The organism is Pirellulales bacterium, from assembly GCA_019636345.1.
GTDB lineage: Bacteria > Planctomycetota > Planctomycetia > Pirellulales > Lacipirellulaceae.
Genome location: JAHBXQ010000004.1, coordinates 534,781 through 552,077 on the forward strand (window position 1 = coordinate 534,781; position 17,297 = coordinate 552,077).

12 protein-coding genes, 1 tRNA gene and 1 other RNA gene are annotated in these 17,297 nt (G+C 66.2%); 9 read left to right on the forward strand and 5 right to left on the reverse strand.

Features of this window, described 5'->3' with window-relative positions:
• Positions 1–3: 3 nt before the first annotated feature.
• The gene (locus KF688_12880; protein MBX3426569.1) at positions 4–1,416 is read right to left on the reverse strand and encodes a POT family MFS transporter; all 1,413 of its coding nucleotides are present in this window, start codon (positions 1,414–1,416) and stop codon (positions 4–6) included.
• A 382-nt stretch (positions 1,417–1,798) separates the two neighbouring features.
• On the opposite strand from KF688_12880, the gene acnA reads away from it, so the two are divergent.
• Positions 1,799–4,540 carry an aconitate hydratase AcnA gene (gene acnA, locus KF688_12885; GenBank protein ID MBX3426570.1) on the forward strand — a complete coding sequence of 914 codons (2,742 nt, stop codon included), beginning with the start codon at positions 1,799–1,801 and terminating at the stop codon, positions 4,538–4,540.
• 700 nt (positions 4,541–5,240) lie between these two features.
• Positions 5,241–6,641 (forward strand): hypothetical protein, encoded by a 1,401-nt coding sequence (locus KF688_12890; protein ID MBX3426571.1) that lies wholly within the window; start codon positions 5,241–5,243, stop codon positions 6,639–6,641.
• Positions 6,642–6,773: 132 nt separating this feature from the next.
• On the opposite strand, the gene rpoN is transcribed toward KF688_12890, so the two are convergent.
• From rpoN to ffs, 4 genes are all read right to left on the reverse strand, one after another.
• On the reverse strand, positions 6,774–8,297 hold the full coding sequence (gene rpoN, locus KF688_12895; GenBank protein MBX3426572.1) for an RNA polymerase factor sigma-54: 1,524 nt from the start codon (positions 8,295–8,297) through the stop codon (positions 6,774–6,776).
• Positions 8,298–8,571: 274 nt separating this feature from the next.
• The gene (locus KF688_12900) at positions 8,572–8,895 is read right to left on the reverse strand and encodes a YbaB/EbfC family nucleoid-associated protein (GenBank protein MBX3426573.1); all 324 of its coding nucleotides are present in this window, start codon (positions 8,893–8,895) and stop codon (positions 8,572–8,574) included.
• Between the two features lie 216 nt (positions 8,896–9,111).
• Positions 9,112–10,941 (reverse strand): DNA polymerase III subunit gamma/tau, encoded by a 1,830-nt coding sequence (gene dnaX, locus KF688_12905; GenBank protein ID MBX3426574.1) that lies wholly within the window; start codon positions 10,939–10,941, stop codon positions 9,112–9,114.
• Between the two features lie 139 nt (positions 10,942–11,080).
• Positions 11,081–11,175: signal recognition particle sRNA small type (gene ffs / locus KF688_12910), an RNA gene on the reverse strand.
• Between the two features lie 274 nt (positions 11,176–11,449).
• On the opposite strand from ffs, the gene KF688_12915 reads away from it, so the two are divergent.
• The 7 genes from KF688_12915 to KF688_12945 form a co-directional block, all read left to right on the forward strand.
• Positions 11,450–12,328, forward strand: coding sequence for an alpha/beta fold hydrolase (locus KF688_12915; GenBank protein MBX3426575.1), 879 nt, complete (start codon positions 11,450–11,452; stop codon positions 12,326–12,328).
• A complete protein-coding gene (locus tag KF688_12920; protein MBX3426576.1) occupies positions 12,325–13,194 on the forward strand; it encodes a triphosphoribosyl-dephospho-CoA synthase in 870 nt (289 codons plus the stop codon). The genes KF688_12915 and KF688_12920 overlap by 4 nt, the downstream gene beginning before the upstream one ends.
• Before the next feature lie 109 nt (positions 13,195–13,303).
• Positions 13,304–13,795, forward strand: a complete 492-nt coding sequence (locus KF688_12925) for a 6-carboxytetrahydropterin synthase (GenBank protein ID MBX3426577.1) — start codon at positions 13,304–13,306, stop codon at positions 13,793–13,795.
• Between the two features lie 308 nt (positions 13,796–14,103).
• The gene (locus KF688_12930) at positions 14,104–14,580 is read left to right on the forward strand and encodes a chemotaxis protein CheX (protein ID MBX3426578.1); all 477 of its coding nucleotides are present in this window, start codon (positions 14,104–14,106) and stop codon (positions 14,578–14,580) included.
• 198 nt (positions 14,581–14,778) lie between these two features.
• Entirely contained in the window at positions 14,779–15,771 is a 993-nt protein-coding gene (fliG, locus tag KF688_12935; GenBank protein ID MBX3426579.1) for a flagellar motor switch protein FliG, read from the forward strand.
• A 242-nt stretch (positions 15,772–16,013) separates the two neighbouring features.
• A tRNA-Ala gene (locus KF688_12940) sits at positions 16,014–16,086 on the forward strand.
• Positions 16,087–16,228: 142 nt separating this feature from the next.
• The coding region (locus KF688_12945) for a tyrosine-type recombinase/integrase (GenBank protein MBX3426580.1) at positions 16,229–17,297 on the forward strand (1,069 nt) is incomplete at its 3' end.

Here is a 17,297-nt window from a genome sequence, read left to right on the forward strand (position 1 = left end):
ACGTCACTCCGCTGTCGCTGCGTCGCTCCCCTGAATGAACGTCGCCCCGCGATAGAACTGCGACCAGACGACGAACGCCGCGGCCGAGGCGAGCATCGCCGCGGTGAAGGTCCAGTAGTAGTTGGCCCCGGTCAGGAATCGATAGCCCGCCTCTTCGAGCGCCTTGATCTGCCCCGCGACCTCGCTGGTGAGGAGATTGCCCAGCGCGATCGCCAGCAGGAACAACCCCATGATGAAGCTCTTGAGCGTCTTAGGCGCCTGCGTGTAGGAAAACTCCAGGGCGGTGATCGACACCAGCACCTCGCCCGCGGTGATGATCAGATACGCCAGCACTTGCCACCCAATGTGCGGCGAATCGCCCGCATCGATCCGCGCCTGCACGTATCCGCACACGGCGAACGACCCGGCCGTGACGAACAGCCCCACGCCGATCTTTTTGAGCGGCGTCACCTCGGCGAAGCGTCCCCACAGCGGGTAGATCGCCCCCGCGAAAATCGGGATCATCATCAGCACGAACACCGAATTGATCGCCTGGATCTCGGCCGGGTTGAACTCGAACGCGCCGTAGCCGGGAAGCGAGACGACGCGGTCCATGTTCTTGGCCTGTTCGATCCAGGTCGATTGGGTCTGCTCGAACAGCGCGAAGAACATGACGACGAACGCGTACAGCGGCAGCAGATTGGCCACGGCGCGGCGGCCGGCGGGGCTGGCGATCTCGGCGAAGATGCGATTGCCGGTGGGAGGAATGTGGACGAACTTGTTGCGGCCCAGCCAGAACACGAACGTGGCGCCCCCCATCAACACCCCCGGCACGCCGAACGCGACGCCGGGGCCGAAGTTCGCCAGCAGGCGCGGCGTGAGGACCATCGATGCGGCGGCGCCGACGTTGATCGCAAAGTAAAACCACTGATACACCCGCGGCAGCAGGTGCTGGTTCAGTTTGCCGAACTGGTCCCCCACGTGGGCCGAGACGCACGGCTTGATTCCTCCCGCGCCGATCGCCAAGCAAACCAAGGCCGCCACCAAGAGCGACCGCGGCGCGATCCCCGTGACTCCCGGCACGTCCACCAGCGCCAAGAGCGCGTGCCCCAGGCAGTACATCAGCGACAACCGCAGGATCGTCTTGTACTTGCCCCACAGCCAGTCGGCGAGAAGGGCGCCCGCGATCGGGAGGAAGTAGACGCCGAACCCGAACCGATGCTGCCACTGCGTGGCCGTGGCCTTGTCGAGCAAGTCCGGCTGGCCCGCGGCGCTGACCAAGTGCTCGGTCATGAAGACGTACAGAATCGCCCGCATGCCGTAGTAGCTGAACCGCTCGGCCGCTTCGTTGCCGACGATGTAGGGGATCCCCCGCGGCATTTCGGCGGTCGGCGGCGGCGAAGTGAGATACTGGTCGCGTGGCGAAGCGGCGGGCATGGCAAGCGATCGAGCGTGAAGTCGGCACGGCGGGTCAACCGATCAAGCCGCGAGCTCCCAGCTCGCCGGCCGTGGTCGGGCCATTCTCCCCGCGACCGGGACGCGCGACCAGACGGGAAAACGAGGGGAGTTTGCCACCTGCGAGTCGCGGCATCGCGGTGACGCCGAACGGACAGAAGTTCGCGGCGACAAGGAAGTCCGCGCGTCGGGCTCGGCGGGGCCTCGTTCTCCTGAGCGATTCGGGCGCCTGCCGTTTTCGGCGGCGATTCGTTATCATGACGCCGGCTTTGCGGCGCGCCGGCGAGCTGGGAACTCGCGGCTTGCCGGGACGTGCCGCCGCCGCTGTTGCGACCCCCTCCACCTACCCCCGACTGATCCTGCCATGGCCAAGACCGATCCGTTTGCCGCCCGCGACACGTTTGACACTGGTTCGGGCCGAGCCGCGATGTATCGGCTGGCGGCGCTCGAGAAAGCGGGACTCACCCAGGTCGACGCCCTGCCGTTCTCGATCCGCGTGCTGTTGGAAGCATGCCTGCGAACCTGCGACGGCTTCGTCGTCGAGGAGAAGGACGTCAAGAACCTGGCGAACTGGATAGCGAGCCGGGGCGTCCTCGCCCCCGGCGACGCCGGCGTCGAGATCCCCTTCAACCCCGCGCGGGTCGTCCTGCAGGACTTCACCGGCGTGCCGTGCGTGGTCGACCTCGCCGCGATGCGGACCGCCATGCAGCGGCTGGGGGGCGATCCGAAAAAAATCAACCCGCTCGTGCCGGTCGATTTGGTGATCGACCACTCGGTGCAGGTCGACTACTTCGGCGCGGCGAACTCGCTCGATCTGAACATCGATCTCGAGTTCCAGCGCAACCGCGAGCGGTACGAGTTCCTCCGGTGGGGACAGGACGCCTTCGCCAACTTCCGCGTCGTGCCGCCGGGGACGGGGATCGTCCACCAAGTGAACCTCGAGTATCTGGCCAAGTGCGTCTTCCTGCGCGACGACCCAAGCGCCGCCGACGGGCTGCAGGTCGCCGTGCCCGACTCGCTGGTGGGGACCGACAGCCACACGACCATGATCGACGGCCTGGGGGTCGTCGGCTGGGGGGTCGGCGGCATCGAGGCCGAAGGGGTCATGCTCGGCCAACCGATCTACATGCTCATGCCCGAGGTGGTCGGGATGAAGCTCACCGGCAAGCTTCCCCCCGGCGCCACCGCGACCGACTTGGTGCTGACCGTCACCGAAATCCTCCGCAAGCAAAAAGTCGTCGGCAAGTTCGTCGAGTTTTTCGGCCCCGGCGTGTCGAGCATGTCGCTGGCCGACCGGGCGACGATCGCCAATATGGCTCCCGAGTACGGCGCCACGATGGGTTTCTTCCCCGTCGACGACGAGACGCTGCGTTACCTCCGCCGCACCGGCCGGACCGAGGCCGAGGTGCAGCTCGTCGAACGGTACTGCAAGGAGCAGAATCTGTTCCGCACCGACGCGACCCCCGCGCCGACGTTCAGTTCGGTCGTCGAGCTTGACCTGGGGACGGTCGAACCGTCGCTGGCCGGGCCGAAGCGCCCGCAGGACCGCGTGCCGTTGTCGCAGATGAAGCAATCGTTCCGCGAGTCGCTCTCCGCCCCGATCGCCGACCGCGGGTTCGGTCTCGACGCGACCGCGCTCGCCCGCACCGGCGAGGTGAAGAGCAACGGCCATTCGACGACGATCACCCACGGCGCCGTCGCGATCGCGGCGATCACCAGTTGCACGAACACGAGCAACCCGTCGGTGATGATCGCCGCGGGGCTGGTGGCCCAGAAGGCGGCCGCCCGCGGGCTCAAGCCCCCGGCGCACGTCAAGACGAGTCTCGCCCCCGGCAGCCGCGTGGTGACCGACTACCTCGAAAAGGCCGGGCTCGACAAGGCGCTCGACGCGATCGGGTTCCAAACCGTCGGCTACGGCTGCACGACCTGCATCGGCAACAGCGGCCCGCTCCCTGAGCCGGTCCGCGAAGCGATCCAAACGGGCGACCTCGTGGCCAGCGGCGTGCTGTCCGGCAATCGCAACTTCGAGGGGCGGATCAACCCCCATGTCAAGGCGAACTATCTGGCGAGCCCCCCGCTGGTGGTCGCCTACGCCCTGGCCGGCACGACCGACGTCGACCTGCTCACCGAGCCCCTCGGCACGGGCGGCGACGGGCGGCCGGTGTACCTCAAGGACGTTTGGCCCACGCGCGAGGAAGTGGCCCAAGCGGTCGACGCGTGCGTGCTCCCCGAGATGTTCCGGAACCAGTACGACGACATCTGGCGCAAGAATCCCAAGTGGAACGCCATCGAAATCACCGGCGGCGAGCTGTACGAGTGGGACCCAACGAGCACCTACATCCAGGAGCCGCCGTTCCTCGTGGGCCTCACCCCCGAGCCGGGCGAGATCAAGCCGATCGCCGCAGCCCGCTGCTTGGCCGCCTTGGGCGACTCGGTGACGACCGACCACATTTCGCCCGCAGGATCGATCGCCAAGGCGAGCCCTGCCGGGTTGTTCCTGATCGCCGCGGGGGTCGACCCGGTCGACTTCAACAGCTACGGCGCCCGCCGCGGCAACGATCGCGTCATGACGCGCGGCACGTTCGCCAATATCCGCATCCGCAACCACTTGGCCGGCGGGGTCGAAGGGGGCGTCACGCGCCACCTGCCCAGCGGCGAGGCGCTGGCGATCTACGACGCGGCGATGAAGTACAAAAGCGAGGGGGTCCCGCTGGTCGTTCTGGCCGGCGCCGAGTACGGCACGGGCAGCAGCCGCGACTGGGCCGCGAAGGGGACGTTCTTGTTAGGCGTCCGGGCGGTGATCGCCAGCAGCTTCGAGCGGATCCACCGCAGCAACCTAGTGGGCATGGGCGTGCTGCCCCTGCAGTTCGAGGAGGGCGACACTTGGCAAAGCCTGGGCCTCACTGGCGAGGAGATCTTCGACTTCCCCGATCTGGGCGAAGCCCTTCATCCCGGCCAATCCATGACCGTCGTCGCCCGCCCCGCGTCGGGGGGGCAGGAACGCAGATTCACGACCCGAGTGCGAATCGATACGCCGGTGGAGTTGGAGTACTACCGCCACGGCGGCATCTTGCCGCTGGTGGTGCGGAAGTTGTTGCGGGAGTGATGGGCTGAGTTGGATCACGCCTGCGGATTGGCGTGAGCATGGCGCCCGGTGCGGCCTCCTCCGTTGCCAGCGGCCTCGCAAACAGGATTGATTCCTCATGCGGCGCTATCTCAAACGGATTCTGATCGGCGCCACGCTGCTCCTATCTCTTGCCGTATGGCTCGCTTGGCCGTGGCTTTCGCGATTTCCCGCGAGATGCGGCCCGCTCGCCGACTACCGCGTCTACGAGCTTCCGTGGGATGCCCCCGAGTGGATCGACTCGAGCGGCGTGTGGCGGGTCCCCGAATCACGTCGCGAGTTGCTCCTTGCGCCCGAGCACTTGGTACGCTATCCGCAGCCGCCGCGTCCCAAACGCCGCAGCTACCAGCGACGCGCCGACACGGAGCCAATGTGGACTGTTGAGTTCACCCCTGACGACGACCTCAGCAAGTTTGTCGTCGAATACGACGGATGGCACGTGCGACCTAAGTCGCACAACGAACTCGACCACGCGAATCAAATGGGCACGGCATTCCGAGCCTCGACGTACTTCGCCCGCTACTTCGGCCGACTCAAACCGTACGCCGGCGACGTCCCGACATGGTTGTGCGGCGGCAGCGGCGGGTTGGAGGCAGGCGTGCAGCCGGTGCGAAACAGCTTCGAGCTCCGCGTGGGCGCCAAGTGGAGCTATCGGCAAATGCCGGCCCCGAAGGAACCGCTTGTGTTCATCGTTCCTGCCTTCTCGCCGGAAGACGCGCGGCGGGCGGCCTTTCTCAACGAACCTCCCGTCTCCTTTCAAAACGCACCCTTCTATGCGGCGATCTGTGCTGGTCTCTCGCAAAGTGCGCCGCCGAAATTCGTCGTCGATCGAGTCACGATCGATCGAAAGACAGCCACGATCGTCTTGAGTCGCCCCAAGACGTTTTCCGCGACGAGGGACATCGTCCCCAACTGGTTCTTCGTCCCGCTTGGGTTGCTGCCCGCCGGCGAGTATTCCGTCGAGGTGCGTGCAGAAGGCCAGGACATGCCCCTCGCCGTGGTGAACGATCGGCTGCGCTTCGCAACGCCCGAGGAAGAGGCCAAACGGAACGAACAACAGCAACGAGAAACAGACTTGCTCGCTCGCCGCTTCGCTGCGGTGAAGTACGACGGGCAGGACTACGGCGCCGCTCTCTACGTGCGTCGCCAGCGATTGTTGGAACGACTTTCGACGACAAGCGAAAGCGCCTCTGACAGCACGATCACGACAAAAGCTACTGAAGAATCAGTACTCCTCGCCGATTTGGCCGCCCTCGGCCGAGCCGTCGATTGGAGTCGCGATATTTACGCCTCGCAGCGCATGCCGCGTCAGACGTTGGCCCCGGCGGAGCCCGTCCGATCGGCTCGCGAATTCCTGAATCCGGCAGAACCAGAGCGTGGCGAGTGGAGTATTGGCACGACGAGCCTCGCTGACGTCTGGCTATGCGACGGGACCGACGCCCCCTGGTATGCCGCAGCCCATTGTCGACAAATTCCCGCGTTCGACGATGCCCTGACCGCCGAGTCGCCGACAGAGATTCAACGCCTGATTCGTGAGACGTGGGGCTGCCTCGTTGAACGTTTCGCCGATCCGAAAAGTCCGACTGTGCATTCCGTATGTGCGGCAGGAACCCCCGAAGACGCGATCCGCATGGCGCACCGGTCGCTCCATGAGGGAATCAAACGCCCGATTACGCTTCCGGCGGACCAGCCGTGCTGGTTGGCGCTCTTCACCCGGCGAAGCTTCCTGCCGCTGGCAATATGGCAGCGAGAAGCTTTCGATCGTTACAGTAAGACCCGTTCGCGACAGTTCTTGATTGAGGTGTCCGCCTATATTCGCGCGGCCGACGAGCCGCCAGGCGCTTCCGCACCGGTCACGTTCGCCTTGATTCCGCTCGGCAAGCCAGGCCAAGCCATCGTTCACGTGTCGGCCTTCCCCCGCTGTCGTAGCGTCTGCGGCCGTGCTGACGCGTTAGACTCCACGGAGGTCGTCGAAGCCGTCCCCTCCGAACAGCTTTTACAGGAAATCAGCAGTCGCCTGCCCAACGGCGGGGGCTTCCGCGTCGCAGTCCCTGTTAAATCGGAAGGCGGCACGACGCAGTGACGCCATGTCCCGCTGCAATCGCCCCGAGCGCTCAATTGCGACTTCCCACGTCGCTTACGGCCTTGCCAAGCAGGAGCGAACTTCAAACAGCGCCGTGACGCGCAAGAATCGCGTCGATTCCGTGCTCGCGGCTCACTTCTCCGCTTGCGTCCAGTCGCGGCGTTGGCGGCTGCTGGGGATGTCCATCGCCTTGCGGTACTTGGTCACCGTGCGGCGGGCCACCGTGATGCCCGCCTTGCCGAGCTCATCGACCAGGGCGTCGTCGGACAGGGGCTTGGTCTTGTCCTCGTTGTCGACGATCTCTTGCAGCTTCAGCCGCACCTTGTCCCAGGCGACTTCCTCGCCGTCGGCGCCGGTCGTGCCGCCGACGAAGAACCGCTTGAGCGGGAAGATCCCCCGCGGCGTCTGAATCCACTTGTCGTCGACCGCGCGGCTGACGGTGGTCACGTGGACCCCCACCTTGTCGGCGATCTGCTGCATCTTGAGGGGCTCGATATACTCGGGCCCGTCGTCGAGAAACCGCTGCTGGTGATCGACGATCGCCTGCGAGACGCGCGTGAGCGTGCTGCGGCGTTGTTCGATTGCCTCGATCAGCCACTGGGCGGCGTTGATCTTGCGCTTGATGTACTCGACCGTTTCCTTGTCCTTTTGGGCGATCGCGTCCTGCAGCATTCGCCGATGGGTCGGGCTGATGTACAGCGAGGGGAGATCGCCGTCTTCGAGCCGGACCTCGTACCCCCCTCCGTCGCGACGGTCGATGTAGACGTCGGGAGTGACCGCCGCGGCGGTCGATTCGTTGAACTCGGCGCCCGGTTTGGGTTTGAGCGTCCGTAGGTCGGACCACGCCTCTTGAATTGTCTCGATCGAGAAGCCGGTCTTCTTCGAGATCAGCGGCAGGCGGTTGTTCTCGAGGTCTTCGAGATGGTGCTCGATGAGCACCTGCAGCTCCTCGAAAAACAGCAACCCTGGCGTGAGTTGCAGCAGCAAGCACTCCTTGAGCGAGCGGGCGCCGACCCCCGGCGGGTCGAGCCGCTGAACGACCGCCAGGGCCTTTTCGGCCACGGCCAGTTGCAGGGCCTTCCACGCCGCGGCGTCGCCGTTCACCTCGGGAGGAACCGGCGGCAGCAGGTCCTCGAGCGGGGCGTTGAGATACCCGTTCGCGTCGAGGTTGTAGATGATCCGTTCGCACATCTTGCGAACTTCGTCGTCGACGTCGAACCAACTGAGTTGATGCTCGAGGTAATCCTGCAGCGACTCGGGCCGGGCCACCATGTTGGCCATCTGGTCGTGCCGCCGGTCCGACTCGGCCTCCATCTCCCCGCGCGAGGGGCGCGAGCGCTCCTCGTACTCGTCGGGCATGTTTTCGGCCATGTTGAGCAGGCGCTCAAAATCGGCCTCATTGCTCTCGTCGTCCTTGACGACCAACTCGCGCTCGGTCTCGGCCAGCGCGTCGGGATTCTCGGGGGCGTCGTCGTAGTCGCCCGGCTCTTCGGTCGGTTCGATCTGGTCGAGGACCGGGTTGTCCTCCATCTCCTGCTCGATGCGTTCGGCCAGCGCGATGATGGGCAACTGCAGAATCTCCATCGACTGGATCATCCGCGGCGCCAGCACCTGCTTCTGGGCCATCTGCATGCTTTGGCCGAGCGAGAGACGCATGAGTCGAACGGGTTCCGGGGTGAGCGTGAATGGAAGGAATCGATCGCCGACAGGCGTGGTGTAGCATACTGCCGCGGCGCGCCGAAGGTCAAACAACTCCGGCGCTGCGGGTTGCATCCGCAAGGGGTCGACGGCGACCGTCGCAAGCCTTGCTTTCCCATCCCGTGCGCGGACGCGCAGCGCACGCCTGACGCGGAGGCGCCGCACCTGAATTCTACCGCGCAGCGGGGGGACGAAATGGCGCAAAGTTACGCAATTTGCGCTTGCGGCGGACCTAGGTCCCGCCCCCCAGATTGCCCAGGGCCTCGGTGAGCCCCGGCAGATTGAGCCCGCCGGCGAGCTTCTGCATCTCCGCGGCGTGCAGTTCCTTCGCCTTGGCGCAGGCCGCGTTGATCGCGGCGGGAAGCAGGTCTTCAAGCAGCTCGCGATCGCCCATGGCGATCAACTCGGGATCGACGCGCACGGCGAGCGCTTCGCCGAGTCCGTTGACGTCGACCTCGACCATGCCGCCCCCCGCGGCGCCGGTGACGCGCTTCGCTTTCATCTCTTCGGCCAGCCGCTGCATCTGCTGGCCCATTTCTTGAGCCTGCTTGAGCATGCCGGGAAGATTGGCGAGTTGACCGAGGCCTTTAAGCATGGCGGGGAATTCCTGTCGGGCGTTGCTACAGTGTACCACAGTGGCAGAGAGGGGAGAAATTGGGACGTTTGGACTTTGGAACGATTGAACCAGGGGACTTGCTCGCGAGTGTGACCGGTCGCGCCGAGTTGCGGCCTTGTCGATCCGAGGGCCCGTTGTCCCACCCCCCGTCTCGCGTCACTCCTCCCGCGGAGGAACGTACTTCATTCGGTTCGGGTCGCCGCCGAACAGTTCCATCGCTTTTTGGACGAACGGGTCGCTGACGATCTCGGCTTGACGCTGCCGGAGCGACAACCGCGGCGGGGGAGCGGACCCCTGGGGATCGGGGTGGGTCTCCCATGCGATGACGACGCGGCGGCCGCACAACTTGGCGAGCGCCCCTTCGATTTGCGTCGCGCTGGCAGGCTTCGCACAGAAGTCGCGGTTGAATCGCTTGCTCTCGGGAAAGCTGGCGACGAGTCGGCCCTGAGGGTCGACGCCGATTCGCTCGGCGGCGGCGACGTGATCGGCCAGCATTCCCGACAGCAGCGAGCCGAGGCGGCTCCACGCCTGTTGCGCCGCGGCGGCGTCGAGCGATGCGACGACCGGGTCCGACGGGCCAGGATCAGCAGCGACGGTGGGCGCGGGTTCCATCGCCGCCGGCGCGGTCGTCGAGACCGGCGCCGTCGATGCGACCGGCGGAGTGGTCGGCGCTGATTCCGCAGCGACTGGCGCCAACGTGATTTCGTGGCGCGGAGCAACCGGCGCCGGGGCGATTCCGACGCTAGTCAGCCCGTTTTTTTTTACCGCGCTCGCCCCGCCGACGGCCGCCGCGGGAGTCGCGCCCGTCTTGAGCGTTGCGATGAGCTCGGCCAGCTCGTCGAGATCGCCGAGTCGGCAAATCCGCACAAGCGCCATTTCGACCAGCGTGCGGACCTGCGTACTGACCCGCAACCGCGAGGCGGCGTGGTCGAGGATCCCCGAGATCGCCAGCAGCGTGTGGACCCCCAGCCGCTGGGCGACGCCGCGAATTTCGTCCCGCTGCCCGGGCAGGGCGTGCAGCATCTGTTCGGGCCCGCAGCCGACGGCTTGCGTCATGACGTCGCGGAAGTATCCGAGCAGTTGATCGACGAGTTGCCCCGGCTCGGCGCCGTCGGCGAGCGCGGCGTCGAACTCGGCGAGCGCCGCGGCGGCGTCGCGATTCACCAGCGGATCAACCAGCCGGCTAAGCCGTGACGCGGGGGCGAGCCCCAACAGGCCGGTGACGTCGGCGGCGGAGATCGAGCGACTGCCGGTCGAGAGCAACTGCTCCAACAGCGACTGGCTGTCGCGCATCGAGCCTGCGGCCCGCATCGCCAGCAGGGCGAGGGCGTCGGACTCGACCTCGGCGCCCTCGGCCGCGGCGATTTGCCCCAGCCGATGCTGGATCGCCGCCGCGTCGATCCCCGCGAAGTCGTACCGTTGGCACCGCGACAGAATCGTGATCGGGATCTTGTTCGGCTCGGTCGTGGCGAAGATGAACTTCACATGCTCGGGGGGCTCTTCGAGCGTCTTGAGGAGGGCGTTGAACGCCTCCTTGGTGAGCATATGGACTTCGTCGATAATGTAGATTTTGAACCGCGCCCGGCTGGGTCGCACGGCGACGTTCTGCCGCAGTTGGCGGATCTCGTCGATGCCGCGGTTGCTGGCGCCGTCGATCTCGATGACGTCGACGTCGTCCCCCGAGGCGACGCTCGTGCAGATTTCGCACTTCCCGCACGGGTGGGGGCTCGTCCCTTCGAGACAGTTGAGGGCCTTGGCCAGAATGCGAGCGGCCGAAGTCTTGCCGACGCCGCGGGCGCCGGTGAACAGGTAGGCATGCCCGACCCGGTCGGACTCGATCGCCCCGGCCAGGGCTTTGGCGACGTGCCCCTGCCCGATCAGTTCCTCGAACAACTGCGGCCGATACCGGCGGGCGACGACGACGTAGTCGTGGCCGTGAGAGGGGGGGCCGGGGGACGCGGCGGGAGTCGCGGGGAAATCACTCATCGCGAGCTCGCCAGATCGTTACGCTCCGCTGCGCCGCAGCTTCGGCTTTCCGCCGTGACACTTCGGGGTTCAATCCCGGGGTTCAATCCCGCATGAGGGAAAGTCCTGCCCGCAAATCGACGCGACGCCGGTCGGCCGTCGACGAGAGGTCCCCACACAAAGAAGCGCGGGCTTATGGCTGCTGTGTTTCCACCCTGACCAGGTTCGCAAGGCCCCCATTGCAGGGACCCCTCGTCGACGGCCGACCGCGGGCGACCGCGAGTCAGACGATCCTTTGTACGCCCCGAAGCCCCTGGCGTCAAAGGGGAGGCCGAGGCGTTCGCATGACGGATCGCAGCTTCGCTTGGCGTACATGCGACCCCGGCTGCAGCGTCGTTGTTGCCCGGCGGCGGGATTGGTAGGCTACAGCGATGACTTGCCCGCCTGGATTTGACCGTGATTCTCGATCGACTCGTCGCTGGTCTTGGCGGCTTGGAGCGAGACCCCGCTTGATGCATTGGGCCGCGGAATGAGTCGCGGCGCACCGCAGAGCCCTTTTGCCAGCCATTGGCTCGCGCTTTCCGAGGGCCGGCTCCACTACGTCGACGAGCGCCCGGCGGGGGAGCCGAGCGGGACGCTGTTGTTCGTCCACGGCAACCCGACTTGGTCGTATCATTGGCGGCGGCTGATCGCGGCGTTTCGCGAGCGGCGGCGGTGCGTCGCCGTCGATCACCTGGGGTGCGGGCTCAGCGATTTGCAGCCGCGCCCGCTGCGGCTGGCCGACCACGTCGCGAACCTGCGGCGACTCGTCGAGGATCTCGACCTGCAGCGCATCACGCTCGTGGCCCAAGACTGGGGCGGCGCGATCGGCCTGGGGACGCTGCTCGCCGAGCGCGAACGGTTTGAGCGGATCGCCCTGTTCAACACGGGGGCGTTTCGGCCCTGGTTCATCCCCTGGCGGATTCGAGTCTGCCGTTGGCCGGGGTTCGGACGGTTGGCGTTGCAGGGGGCGAACGCGTTCTCGCGGGCCGCGCTCACGATGACGCTCGCACGGACTCGGCGTCTGGCCCCCGAGACGGCCGCGGCCTACTTGGCCCCCTATTGCAACTGGCGGCGACGAGCCGCCGTCTACCAGTTCGTCCGCGACATCCCGTTGTCGCCGCGTCACCCGACGTGGGCGCCGCTTGGCCAAATCGAGGACCGGCTCCCCGAACTGGCCGACATGCCCGCGACGCTCATCTGGGGCGAGCGCGATTGGTGCTTCACCCCAGCCTGCCGCGAGCGGTTCGAGCAGGTCTGGCCGCGGGCCGTGTCGCATCGGCTGGCGGACGTCGGCCACTGGGTCGTCGAGGACGCCCCCGACGACGCCCGCCGCTTGCTCGGCGAATTCCTGGGAGAGTCGCCATGAGCCGTTCGGCGAAGCCAGATTTGGCGACTTGCGTCACCTTGGCGTGCTTGTGGGAAGCGCTCGCACCCAAGCCCGGCAACGTGTACCGCGGCGCTGATTTCGAGGATCTCACGTTTGCCGACTTCGCGGCGAGCGCAACGGTCGTCGGGCCGCCGCTGGGGCGAGCTGGCGAAGGGGTCGGCGACGCGGCCCTTGCGGCGGTCGACGCGATGCGGAACGCCGTCGGGACGAACGCGTACCTGGGGGCGGTGCTGCTCCTGGCTCCGCTGGCCGCGGCGGCTTCGCGGGGCGTGCCGGTGGCAGCCACCATCGGCGGCGTCCTCGACGAACTTGGCGCGGCCGACGCGATAGCCGTGTACGCAGCGATCCGATTGGCCGAGCCGGGGGGGATGGGCGAGGTCGCCGTCGCCGACGTCGCTGGAGAGCCGCCGCCCGAACTCGGACTGGTCGAGGCGATGGCGCTGGCCGCGGAACGAGACCTTGTGGCGCGACAGTACGTGAACAGGTTTGCCGACGTCGCGGCGGTCGCAAACTTGATCGCCTCCGGGACGGACCGGGGGTGGTCGCTGTGCGACGCGATCGTTCATGCCCATGTGACGACAATGGCGATGCATCCCGATTCGCTGATCGCTCGCAAGTGCGGCTCGCAAGTCGCCGAGCAGGCGGCGGCCCGGGCGGCGAAGGCGCTCGACGCGGGCGCCCCGGGCGAGATTGCCTACGCCGACGCCTTGGCCGATCTCGACTTCTGGCTCCGCTCGGACGGACATCGGCGCAACCCGGGGACGACGGCCGACTTGATCGCTGCAGGGTTGTTCGTGCTGCTGGTCGAGGCGAGGATAGAGCTGCCGGCGAGATTCTACGCGTGAGCGCCAGGGCGCTGGGCGCTCTGGCCGGCGCCGCCGGCTTGGTTTCGCTCTTGGCCAGCGAATCCGCTCCACTATTCCCCTATTCCCCCGCTAGTCCTGGCCGCTTGCCATGTCTGAAACGTATCACGTTCGCATCGCCAAAGAGCGGCTCGTCTTTTCGGCGGCTCATTTCATCACGTTCAACGGCGACGTCTGCGAGCCGCTCCACGGACACAACTACCATGTTGCCGCCGAGGCGCACGGGCCGCTTGACGAGAATCAGTACGTGATCGACTTCATCGCCTTGCGGGACGAGCTGCAGGCGATTGTCGACGGGCTCGACCACCGGATGCTCCTGCCGACCGGGCACCCGTCGATCCGCGTGGTCGCCGGGGAGGACGAGGTCGAAGTGACGCACGACCGGCGGCGGTGGGTTTTTCCGCGGCAGGATTGCGTATTGTTGCCCGTGGCCAACACGACCGCCGAGCTGCTGGCCCGGCACATCGGCCGACAATTGATCGACCGGCTGCAGGCCCGCGGCGGAGCGTCGCCGCAACGGCTCTCGGTGGCCGTTGACGAGTGCGACGGCCAATGGGGCGTCTGCGAGTTGGAGTTGCGGTAATCCCCCCGCGAACCGAGCGCCTCACAACCGGCACAGGCGGCGCATCAAGAGCGGCCGGGTGCGCGGCGACGTTTGGCCGCTCGCGATTCGCCAGCGGGTTGTTTGACCCGACTTGGCGGCGTTCTACCCTAGTTCAACGAGTTTACGCCTTCCGCCCAGTGCTTTGACTCAGGCTCAATTTTGGGTTGGCGACGACGCAACCTGTTGACAGACAGACGTTGCGTCGTCCCCAACCCAGAAACTACGAGTTGACAAAGCACTAGTGCGGTGGGAGGCCGACCGAAACCGCTTGCCGTCCGAGAATCGCCATGCAGGCCGAGCACATCAATCCGTTCCTTCGTTCGCTGTCGAGCGCTTTTTCGACCATGTGCGGCTGCGAAGTCCGGCGCGGTCAGCTTGCCAGAACGTCCAGCGGGATGCGCAAGTTCCCCATCAGCGGCGTCATCGGCCTCTCGGGCCGGGCCGTTGGGACGGTCGTCATCAACCTGTCCGAGGAGGTCGCCCTCAAGGCGGCTTCGGCGTTGCTGATGAACGAGTGCACCGAGATCAACGACGACGTCATCGACGCGGTCGGCGAACTGGCAAACATCGTCGCCGGCGCCGCTAAGGCCGAGCTTGAGGAGTTCGACCTCTCGGTGAGCCTGCCGAACGTCGTCACCGGCGCCGACCACATGATCCGCTTCCCGACGAACGCTCAGCCGATCGTCGTCCCCTACGAGTCGGATTTCGGCCCGTTGCAGCTTGAAGTGGGTCTTGAGGTGGTCTCGGCCCCCGTCGGGGCGTAAGCCCGCGACGAACTGCACGCCAGCTCGCTCTCGTTCCGACCCCTCCCTGTCGCTCGCCGGCCGCATGCTAGCAAGCAGCCGGTGGGGTCGTTCCGGCGCCGGCGCCGGGTCTCAAGGCGGTCCGCGTGGGGCGCCGATCCCTTCGGAAGTGAAGCGCAGTGCTGCGCCCCGCTCGGTCCGCGCCCCGACTCTCGCCGCATGTCCGAACTTCGCAAGGCCGCCGTCCTGCTGACCTCGCTCCCCGAGGAGGAGGCGGCGGAGCTCTTGGCTCGGCTCGACCCGAAACAGGTCGAGCTGGTGTCGATCGAGATCGCGCGGCTCAAGTCGATCTCCGTCGACGAGGAGGAGCAGACGATCCTGCAATTCGCCGAGTCGACCCCCGGCAGCGGCGGGTCGTCGTTCGGCGGGCTCGACCGGGCCAAAACGCTGGTCCAGCGGGCCCTGGGGAAAAACGCCACCGATACGCTCGAGAACATTCGCCACTCGATCGAAGCGGTTCCGTTCGCGTTTCTTCGGCAGGTCGATTCGCAAAACGTTCTCACCTACGTCATCGACGAGCATCCGCAGACGATCGCCCTGATCCTGTCGCACCTGCCGCCGGCGACCAGCTCCGCGATCCTCGCCCAGTTGCCCCCCGATCGGCAACTGTCGGTCGTGCAGCGGATCGCCAACATGGGGCAGACGAACCCCGAGCTGATCCAGGAGGTCGAACGGGGACTCGAACGGCGCATGTCGAGCGTCATGAGCACCAGCTTCGAAAACGCCGGCGGCGTGACCGCGGTCGCCGAGATGCTGAACGTGGCCGACCGGGCGACCGAGCGCACCCTGCTGGAGAACCTGGCGCACGAAGACCCCGAACTGGTCGAGGAAATCCGGCGGTTGATGTTCGTCTTCGAGGACATCGGTCGGTTCGACGACAAGCAAATCCAAACTGTGCTCAAGAACGTCGAGAACGCCCAGTGGGCGCTGGCGCTCAAGGGCGCCAGCCGCGAGCTGCGCGACAAGGTGTTCGCCAACATGTCGCAGCGCGCGGCCGACATGCTGCGGGAGGAAATGGATTACCTGGGCGCCGTCAAACTGTCGGTCGTCGAACAGAAGCAGCAGGAGATCGTCGACGTCATCCGCAGCCTCGAGGACAGCGGCGAGATCGAGGTCAACAAGGGGAACGAGGAAGAGGAGCTGGTCCGATAGCGGGCGTGTTGAACCCAGGCGACTGGCTCGCCGACCGCGACTCCACTCGACGCGGCAATCCGTGAGCGTACCTCCCCCCTGCCGAGGCCCGTTTCGCCACGGGGTCAAGATCGCCCCGGGAAGCTCCTCCGCCTCATGCGCGACCTTTGCGGCACGTCGCGGGTCAGGCGCGACGAGCGGTCGATTGCCAGTCGTGGGGTCCTGGACGCCCCCCGGGGGGACCGCTAAAATCCTGGATTCTCGGGGCGGTAGCTCAGTTGGGAGAGCGCTGCGTTCGCAATGCAGAGGTCGAGGGTTCGACTCCCTTCCGCTCCACTTTGGTACGTAACGACTTACGTCGATAGTAAACGACCGGCCGGCCCGCAGTACCCACAATTGTACCCACAATCCTGGCTGCGGACCGACCGAATCGGGCTTTCCAGACCTTGTTCCGACAGGGCATTTGGAGGGTCCGATCATGGCACGTCGAACGACAGGCAAACCGTGGCTCCACGAGCCGAGCGGTTATTGGTGTACGAGCGTCGCACGCCGACGCATCTATCTCGACAAGGACTACAAGGTCGCTTGTCGGAAGCTCCGCGAACTCAGGGCGGAGCATCTCAAGACCCAGCAAGGGGCGGGTTCCGATTGGCTGCGCGCCCCGTTCGCCGATCTCGCGGATGAGTTTCTCGACGACGTGAAAGCGCGTCGCAAGCCGCAGACGCACCTCGGCTATCGCAACCGGCTGGCGCGGGCGCTGGGAATCATCGGTCCCCGAACGCTCGTGCAAGAGATTTGCAAGCTGCACCTTGCCCGCCTCGAACAGCGGATGACGGCCGACTACAGTCCGTCGACCGTGAAAGACACGATTGCGGCCGTGCAGGCGGTCTTTGCCTGGGCGGTCCGGCTCGACGTGCTGGTCGTCAATCCGCTGATCGGCTACAAGAAACCGCAAGCGCTGACGCGGTCGCGGGTCATCACCGACGCCGAGTTCGACCTGCTCCTGCAGAAGTCGGATACGAGCTTTCAGAACGTCTTGCAGGCCCTCCGCTGGACTGGCTGCCGACCCGGCGAGATTCGGACGTTGACCTGGGATTGCGTCGATCTCGACGCAGGGATGTGGATTCTCAAGGATCACAAGACGATCACGCAGCAGCGTCGGCCTCGGCCCCGCATCATTCCGCTGCCGGACGTTATCTGGAACCTGTGTCGGGAGCTTGCCAAGCAGCCGCACGTCCCGACCGATCACGTCTTTCTCAACGCCCGGCAAGGGCCATACAGCAAAGACGCGCTCTGCCGCAAGATGACGCGGCTGCGCTCGCGGGCAAAGATCGAAGCCAAGGGGGGCGAGCAGATTTCGCTCTACAGCACCCGGCACACGTTCGGCACCGAAGCGTCGGGGCGCGTCACCGACATTGAACTGGCGGCCTTGCTGGGGCATACCGACTGTCGCACGACGCAGCGCTACGTCCATATCAACACCGATCGCTTGCGGGAGATTCAGCGTCGAGCGTCGCGGCCAATTCCGGAAAATGGCGCAGCGCCGG